Source organism: Paucilactobacillus wasatchensis, from assembly GCF_000876205.1.
GTDB classification, from domain to species: domain Bacteria; phylum Bacillota; class Bacilli; order Lactobacillales; family Lactobacillaceae; genus Paucilactobacillus; species Paucilactobacillus wasatchensis.
Map to the genome: position 1 here is coordinate 1 of NZ_AWTT01000058.1, position 7,739 is coordinate 7,739.

General features: G+C 41.1%; 10 protein-coding genes. 2 read left to right on the plus strand and 8 right to left on the minus strand.

Going from position 1 to position 7,739, the window contains the following annotated elements:
- Window positions 1–143: 143 nt before the first annotated feature.
- Window positions 144–797: a hypothetical protein gene (locus WDC_RS08510; protein ID WP_044011436.1), complete on the plus strand. Its 654-nt coding sequence runs from the start codon at window positions 144–146 to the stop codon at window positions 795–797.
- A 10-nt stretch (window positions 798–807) separates the two neighbouring features.
- Window positions 808–2,283, plus strand: coding sequence for a glycosyltransferase (locus WDC_RS08515; protein ID WP_044011437.1), 1,476 nt, complete (start codon window positions 808–810; stop codon window positions 2,281–2,283).
- A 91-nt stretch (window positions 2,284–2,374) separates the two neighbouring features.
- Here the strand turns inward: WDC_RS08515 and rplS are convergent, their stop codons facing one another.
- The 8 genes from rplS to WDC_RS08555 all read right to left on the minus strand — a co-directional run.
- Window positions 2,375–2,728, minus strand: coding sequence for a 50S ribosomal protein L19 (gene rplS, locus WDC_RS08520; protein ID WP_044011438.1), 354 nt, complete (start codon window positions 2,726–2,728; stop codon window positions 2,375–2,377).
- 121 nt (window positions 2,729–2,849) lie between these two features.
- Entirely contained in the window at window positions 2,850–3,602 is a 753-nt protein-coding gene (gene trmD, locus WDC_RS08525) for a tRNA (guanosine(37)-N1)-methyltransferase TrmD (protein ID WP_044011439.1), read from the minus strand.
- A 1-nt stretch (window position 3,603) separates the two neighbouring features.
- Window positions 3,604–4,110 carry a ribosome maturation factor RimM gene (rimM, locus tag WDC_RS08530; protein WP_044011440.1) on the minus strand — a complete coding sequence of 169 codons (507 nt, stop codon included), beginning with the start codon at window positions 4,108–4,110 and terminating at the stop codon, window positions 3,604–3,606.
- 35 nt (window positions 4,111–4,145) lie between these two features.
- A complete protein-coding gene (locus tag WDC_RS08535) occupies window positions 4,146–4,421 on the minus strand; it encodes a KH domain-containing protein (RefSeq protein WP_044011441.1) in 276 nt (91 codons plus the stop codon).
- Window positions 4,422–4,433: 12 nt separating this feature from the next.
- A complete protein-coding gene (gene rpsP, locus WDC_RS08540; protein WP_044011442.1) occupies window positions 4,434–4,709 on the minus strand; it encodes a 30S ribosomal protein S16 in 276 nt (91 codons plus the stop codon).
- Window positions 4,710–4,836: 127 nt separating this feature from the next.
- On the minus strand, window positions 4,837–6,255 hold the full coding sequence (locus WDC_RS08545) for an NAD(P)(+) transhydrogenase (Re/Si-specific) subunit beta (protein ID WP_044011443.1): 1,419 nt from the start codon (window positions 6,253–6,255) through the stop codon (window positions 4,837–4,839).
- A gap of 2 nt (window positions 6,256–6,257) precedes the next feature.
- Window positions 6,258–6,578: an NAD(P) transhydrogenase subunit alpha gene (locus WDC_RS08550; protein WP_044011444.1), complete on the minus strand. Its 321-nt coding sequence runs from the start codon at window positions 6,576–6,578 to the stop codon at window positions 6,258–6,260.
- A gap of 1 nt (window position 6,579) precedes the next feature.
- Window positions 6,580–7,739, minus strand: a 1,160-nt coding sequence (locus WDC_RS08555) for an NAD(P) transhydrogenase subunit alpha (protein WP_082040972.1), incomplete at its 5' end; no start/stop codon positions are given.

The following is a 7,739-nucleotide window of genomic DNA, read 5'->3' on the forward strand; positions in this document are numbered from 1 at the left end:
AAATCATCGATTCCATTCTTAAATTAAGGCACTATTATTGTTCAGCTAAAAGGCCCAATATTATCAGGAGTCTTGATCTGATTGATGGTATAATCACTATTAGCTTAAACATCCGACCAAATTACCGTGTGGAGGGCACAGTCTTGACTAAATATATTTATGAAACAACACTTGCAAACCTTACTGAGTCAGCACAAAAAAAGAGCTTTGCAAAAATAAAAGCAAAGTTAAACCAGCCCGAATATATTTTAGCAACTAAATCATTTGAGCCAGATTCGTACATATACCAAACAGAACTTGATATTGTTAGTCGGGTCATCAATATGTACGACTATTTCCAAGGTATCGTTGCTACTCCAATCAAAAAACTACATGTGCATTCACCTGAATTATTCGACCATCGTGTGCTTAAAATTGTCAGTATTAGCCCACAACAATCTGATATTTACCAAAACGGACAAAAAATTGCTGAAGTAAATGTTGCTTCCAAAACAACACAGTTAGTTAACACGATTACTTGGCTAAACGCAATGGGTGAACCGGCTAGTCGTGATTTTTACGATAGTCGCGGGTTCAAATCAAGTACCCAATATTTTCATCTAAATGGCAATCTGGGTCACCAAGTGATGTTCAATCTGACTGGTCAACCCAAGATGGAAATTATCACCATGGCCATTGAGGAACAAGAGCAAGTTACGGGATATAAATTATTAGATTATCAGGGTGATGACTATCTTTTTGCGAATGAAGCCGAATTATGGCAATTTTTTCAGGCTGAACTAGCAAATAACGAATAGGAGAAAAATTGTGACTGTCTATTTTATTAACGAAGGTCTGAGTGAGTTAGCATCGGGCATCGAAAAAGCGCAAATTTACCGTGCCACCCTATTTCGTGCGCACAATGTTCAATTCAAACTACTAACTTCAAATTTTTTGCCTAATTTGCATTCAACGTTGGCTACTTTTAATCTAGTGGATGCAGAATCAGTTAACCTGTTTGATTATTTCCAACATGCGCTCCTAGTTAAATCCACGATCATTAAGCCAGAAGATGCAGACTTTGGTGTCGATGTAATGCTCAAGCAAAATACTGACACTGAGTATTTTGCTACCGTAAAAGACCAGCTAGTTGGTCGCATTCAAGTTAACGCTATGGGACACGTTGAACGACTTGAATACTTTGATGGCTTCGGTAATTTATACCGCACCACAACGTATGATAGTCGCGGGTTTAAATCTATGAGTCAACTATATTCTCCTGATAATCAAGTTGAAGTTGAAATTTGGTATGACATGACTGGTCGAATTGCAATCGAAAAAACGTTTTCCCGCACCACCCACGGTAATCAAATAGAAACTTGGAAAATCGATAATTTATTATTCCATAACTTTGCGGAAGTCCGGGGTTATTTTTACAACTGCCTCAATGCGGTCGGAGAAAACATGTTTATCATGAACAGAACAAATGGATCAGAATGGCAATTAGCTAAACTAGAGCGGCCAGCTTACATCATTTTAATGTTACATAACCACCACTCTTCCGATGATCAAGATCCTACAGCAGAAATTTTAAACGATAACTATGAATGGTCGCTGGCTAACATGGATCAATGGAACTGTGTTGTTTCGGCAACTCCGCAACAAACACTGGATGTCTCTATCCGTTGGAAGAATGTCACGAAATATTTTACGGTACCAGTTGGTGTGATTCAAGATGATGCACTGCAACAAGTTCATATACCGATGAAACAACGTCAGACGCATAGTATGCTAGTGACTGCACGTGTTGCCGCAGAAAAAGGAATCAACAAAATGATTCAAGCACTAGCAATTGCTCGGCAGTCAATTCCCGACTTAACCTTAGATATTTACGGTTATGTAGATGATACGAACAATCACTTAGCAATGAACTTGATTGAAAAATCACTGCCTGACTTAGACGATCAATCAGCGGTTACGTTTCATGATTTCACACCTGATGTCCCATCTTTGCATGAACAATATCAAGTGTATTTAGTTTATTCTCGAATGGAAGGCTTCAACTTAGCATTAATGGAAGCTTTATCAAGCGGAATGGTCGGTTTAACTAATCACGTAAATTACGGACCAACTGAATTAATAAAAAGCGGTCAAAATGGAGCCATCACAGAATATGATGATGTGGCCCAATATGCTGCCAAAATGGTTGAATTATTTCAAAATAGCGATCAACTCCAGGAAATGTCTGAAAATGCATATCGGTTAAGTAATCGCTACAGTTCAGCCAATGTGTGGCGTGCCTGACAAAAAGTCTTTACAGACTATTACAACTGGATTGGCGCTAAGAAAATAAATAAATAGATCAAAAAAGCAACCCCGCAGGATTGCTTTTTTACTATACTCGACGTTCTTGAATTCGAGCTGCTTTACCATGTAATGCACGTAAGTAGTACAACTTAGCACGACGTACACGACCATGACGGACAACTTCGATCTTATCAACTCGTGGTGAATGAAGTGGGAATGTACGTTCCACACCAACACCATTACTGATTTTACGAACAGTATAAGTTGCACTGATTCCAAAACCATGACGTTTGATAACGACACCTTCGAATAATTGAATTCGTTCACGTGAACCTTCAACGATTCGTGCATACACACGAATTGTATCTCCGGCACGGAAGTCAGGAATATCGCTACGTAGTTGGTCAGCGGTAATCTTTTCGATTAATGTATTTTGACGCATCTGTTTTCTTCCTTTCACCGACATTCATGGTTATTCTAATCAGCGGAATATCGTTACTGTGGCTTTTACAGCCAGTAAATATTCTAACATACTTATTTAGTGACTGTAAAGCGTAAATTTACTACATATCTGAGTCGTCTTCTTCAATACGAATGTCCGACAACAGATGCCGTTGGTCACTGGTTAATTCCATTTTTGCTAGCAAATCAGGTCGTCGATGCAAGGTTCGTCTCAATGACTCTTTTTCACGCCACTGAGCGATTAATTGGTGATTACCATTCAACAACACCTCAGGTACTTTCATCCCCCTAAAATCGGCAGGACGTGTGTATTGAGGGTATTCCAGTAAGCCAGTCGAAAATGAATCACCGGGTGCTGAGTTTTGATTGCCAAGCACACCTGGGATCAACCGCACAGTGGCATCAATAATGACCATTGCTCCTAGTTCACCGCCAGTTAAAACAAAATCGCCCAACGAAATTTCATCAGTCACTAAGTTTCGAATTCGTTCGTCGTACCCTTCGTAATGGCCACACAGGAAAGTTAAATGTTCTTCTTGTGCTAACTCGCTGGCAACATGCTGGTTAAACTGTTTACCTGCTGGGTCTAAAAGTATCACTCGCCCTTTTGGTAATTCAGCGGTCTTTTGTTGCACATCAGCCAGTGCATCAAAAATCGGTTGCGCTTGTAATAACATTCCGGCACCGCCACCATAGGGAGCATCGTCAACATGATTTTGTTTGTCCGTTGTGTACTGGCGAAAATCAGTCACGCCAACGTCTAGTAGCCCTCTTTCGCTGGCTTTTCCAATGATTGATTCACTAAGAGGGCCCTTAAACATCTCAGGAAAAAGGCTCAAAATATCAATGCGCATTCTATAACCCCTCCATCAATTCGACCACAACCCGATTGTTTTCCAGGTCTACCTGCTTAACAACGTCCTCAATCACTGGTAATAGTAAATCGGCTTGTTGTGGCCGTTTAACCACCCAAACGTCGTTAGCACCTGTTGGCGTGATTTCGCTGATGGTACCAATTTTTTCACCGGTTTGTGTTTCAACGTTCAAACCAATGATTTCGTGGTAGTAATAATTTCCTTTTTCTAAGGGTTGTTGTTCAGCTTTTGTGACCATCAGTTCACAATTCTTAAATTTTTCAATTAAATTGATATCTTCTAAATCTACAAATGTTAATAATAAAAATCCTTTTTGTTGCCGCGCTGATTTGATTACTACTGGAATTGGCTGTGATTGATGCGCATCAATAAAAATACGGTTGCCAGCTTTAAATCGTAACGTCGGAAAATCAGTGGTCACTGCCACCTTGACTTCGCCACGAATGCCGTGCGTATTAATAATTTTACCAATATTATAATATTCCATTCAATTTACCTCAAGTTTAAATAAAAACTCCCGCACTATGATTGTGTGGGAGTTTCGTGATTCCGATGATCATCAATCACTAACCGGATTTTGTTAGAGGTTTCATTAACAGCACTATAGACAATTGTCCGAATAGCAGCCGCCACATGACCGTGACGCCCGATTATCCGTCCGACATCATCAGGATGAACTGTTAGTACATATTGTTCGAGCCGCGGTGTTTCACTCACTGTCACTTGAACAGCTTCAGGGTGCAGCACCAACGGTTGAACGATTACTCTAATCAAAGTTTCAATATCAGGTTCATTCATGATTAATTACCACTACTTTTTAGTAGATTTTTCTTCATGATACTTCTTCATAATACCGGCCTTAGAAAGGATATTACGGACAGTATCTGAAGGTTGTGCACCGTTGTTCAACCATTGCATGATGTTTTCTTCTTCAAGCTTAACAACTGCTGGTTCAATCAATGGGTTGTATGTTCCAACCTCTTCAATGAAACGGCCGTCACGTGGTGAACGTGAATCGGCAACAACAATTCGGTAGAATGGACGCTTCTTTGAGCCCACGCGCTTTAATCGAATCTTAACTGACATATCTAGACACCTCCTACAAACTTATTAACAGGTAATAATATACCAGTCTTTGAATCGATTGTAAAGTAATTTTCCTTAACAGTTTAAAAAATAATTGAATGTGCTGTGCTGATAGGTGGAACAGCCCTTATTGATCCAAATATTCCTTAGATGAAGCAATGATCTCTTGCAGTCCTTTTTTAGCATCAGCAAAGAACATACTTGCTTTATCGTCAGAAAAGAGCTCGTTTTGAATTCCAGCATAGCCGGTACTCATTGACCGCTTGATCACCACGATTGACTTGGACTTATCGACGTCTAAAATCGGCATTCCTGTAATTGCAGTCCCTTTTTTGCGGGCAGCTGGGTTAGTCACATCGTTAGCCCCAATTACAAGTGACACGTCAGTATTTTCAAACATGGAATTTGCTTCTTCTAATTGTTTCATTTCATCATAAGGTACGTTAACTTCAGCTAATAAAACGTTCATATGCCCTGGCATGCGCCCAGCTACTGGATGAATGGCATAGTTAACATTAATCCCATGTTCAATTAGTAATGTGGCCAATTCAGCCACTTCATGTTGTGCTTGTGCAGCAGCTAGACCATATCCAGGCACAATCATTACATTGTTAGCATAAGCTAATTGCACCCCAATATCATCAGCACTAGTTTCCTTCACATTTACCGGGACATCGTCTGCCACGCTTGAGTCACCACTGTCGCCAGTTCCGAAACCGCCAGCAATAATATTGGCAACTGATCGATTCATTGCGGCAGCCATTTGAAGAGTCAAAATGGTTCCAGCCGCACCGACCAAAGCACCAGCAATAATTAAAACTTGATTATCAATCACGAACCCAGCCATGGCAACCGCCAGCCCGGTGAAGGCATTTAGCAATGAAACCACGACCGGCATATCTGCCCCGCCGATTGGGATTGTCATTAAGATCCCAAACACTAAACTCGCCACTAACGCCAAAACTAACGACCATGAGTTTGTGCGAAAACCAATCATCAAGACGACTGCTGCCACCATGACTAAAACAATAATAGCATTTAATAATTTGGCTCCTGGAAATGAAATTGGTTTGCCAGAAATTTTGCCAGCTAATTTTCCTGTGGCAATTAAAGAGCCTGAAAATGTCACTGCACCAATGATTAAATCAAGGACCACCGGAATGGAGAACGAATATTGTAGATACGAACCATTAGTAGCACTTAAATAATCAAACATGCCGATCGCTGCAGCTGCACCACCACCAACCGCATTAAATAAACTAACTAATTGTGGCATATCGGTCATTTTGACAGTCCGAGCTTTAATAACACCGTAACCTACACCTAAAACTACACCAACAAGCATCAACAGCCAGCCAGTTAGGGTTGCTGAATTTTTATTGATGGCCACAAGGAAAGTCATGATCACTGCTAGAACCATTCCCACTGCAGAGAGGCGATTCCCATTGCGGGCAGTTTTAGGTGTTCGCATCATGTGCAAACCAACGACATAACAAGCTGCACTAACCAAATAAACCAATGAAACAATTGACATTAATGGAGTCATTTTTACTTACCTCCCTTGTCATTGTCAGCATTGTTTTGTGCCTTCGGTTTGGAAAACATCGTTAACATGCGGTCAGTAACGACATAACCGCCAGCCACATTAATTGCCCCTAATACAGCCGCACAAAATGCAATAACGTAAAACAGCAGCGATTGTGCTTCCAGTGCAATCAAAATTGCACCCACAACTACGACACCATGAATCGCATTTGCACCAGACATCATTGGTGTGTGCAACGTCGCCGGAATTTTACTAATAACTTCAAAACCCACTAATAAGCTTAAAACAAAAATGGCAATATTGGTATATAAATCCTGGCTCATCTTAGTTTTCCTCCTTTGCAACGTTATCGGTTTCAGTTGGTGGGACTGCTGCAACTAGTGTCTCCAGGCCCATCGTTTTACGTAATCGGGGATTAATAATTTCACCATCATGAGTTGCCACTAATTCCTTTAATACATCATCGGTTAAATCAAAATTAAGCTGGTCTTCACTCACGATATAATTGATAATTGCCTGAACGTTTTTAGCAAATAGTTGCGACGCCGAATTGGGAACACGACTAGCAAGGTCACCAGCACCAATGATCATCACTTGCTGGTCAGTTGTGACGGTCTCAAATGGCTTACTACCAGCAACGTTACCCCCCAATTCACTGGCGGCTAAATCAATAAAAACGGTTGCCGGTTTAGCAGCTTGAATACTTGTTTTTGTTACCAATAATGGTGGCTTATGGCCCGGAACCTGTGCAGTTGTGATCACCACATCATTTTGGGCAATAAAACCAGCAAGTTCTTCCTGTTGTTTTTGTTGCTCCTCTGCAGTCAATTCTCGTGCATAGCCACCAGCGCCAGCGCCATTATCGACTGAAGTAGTTAAAAACGTTGCGCCCAAAGACTCGACTTCACCACGAGAGGCTGGCCGGACGTCATAGCCGGACACAACGGCACCTAACCGTTTAGCGGTGCCAATCGCTTGTAGTCCAGCAACCCCTGTTCCAAGAACCAATACTTTAGCTGGTTTAACTGTCCCAGCAGCCGTAATCATCATTGGAAAATACTTAGGATAGGTATTGCTACCAATCAACGCAGCCTTGTAGCCAGCCACACTAGCTTGAGAGCTTAAAACATCCATCGTTTGCGCCCGACTAATTGTTCGTGGCAGCAATTCAAATGATAGAACGCTTACATTTTGTTGTGCTAGTTTACTCATCTCGTCAGTAACTACTAATGGATTGAGTAGCCCGATGATTACCTGCTGAGCATGTAACTGCGCTAATGTCTCTTCACCCGGATTTTGAACCATCGCAATAATGTTAGCCTGTTTGATTGCAGTTTCACGATCCACAATTTTGGCTCCTGCATTCACATAAGCTTCATCAGAATAATAAGAATCTGTTCCCGCACCAGCTTCTATTAAGACCTCCATATTCTTTTTGATTAAACGCTTGGCAACGTCCGGATCAATTGCAACACGGTGTTCAT

Excerpts from the sequence above, each read along its gene's own strand:
- rimM (WP_044011440.1), bottom strand. The coding sequence starts at position 4,110 with ATGGAATATTATAATATTGGTAAAATTATTAATACGCACGGCATTCGT.
- WDC_RS08545 (WP_044011443.1), bottom strand. The coding sequence starts at position 6,255 with ATGACTCCATTAATGTCAATTGTTTCATTGGTTTATTTGGTTAGTGCA.
- rplS (WP_044011438.1), bottom strand. The coding sequence starts at position 2,728 with ATGCGTCAAAATACATTAATCGAAAAGATTACCGCTGACCAACTACGT.
- WDC_RS08535 (WP_044011441.1), bottom strand. The coding sequence starts at position 4,421 with ATGAATGAACCTGATATTGAAACTTTGATTAGAGTAATCGTTCAACCG.
- rpsP (WP_044011442.1), bottom strand. The coding sequence starts at position 4,709 with ATGTCAGTTAAGATTCGATTAAAGCGCGTGGGCTCAAAGAAGCGTCCA.
- trmD (WP_044011439.1), bottom strand. The coding sequence starts at position 3,602 with ATGCGCATTGATATTTTGAGCCTTTTTCCTGAGATGTTTAAGGGCCCT.
- WDC_RS08550 (WP_044011444.1), bottom strand. The coding sequence starts at position 6,578 with ATGAGCCAGGATTTATATACCAATATTGCCATTTTTGTTTTAAGCTTA.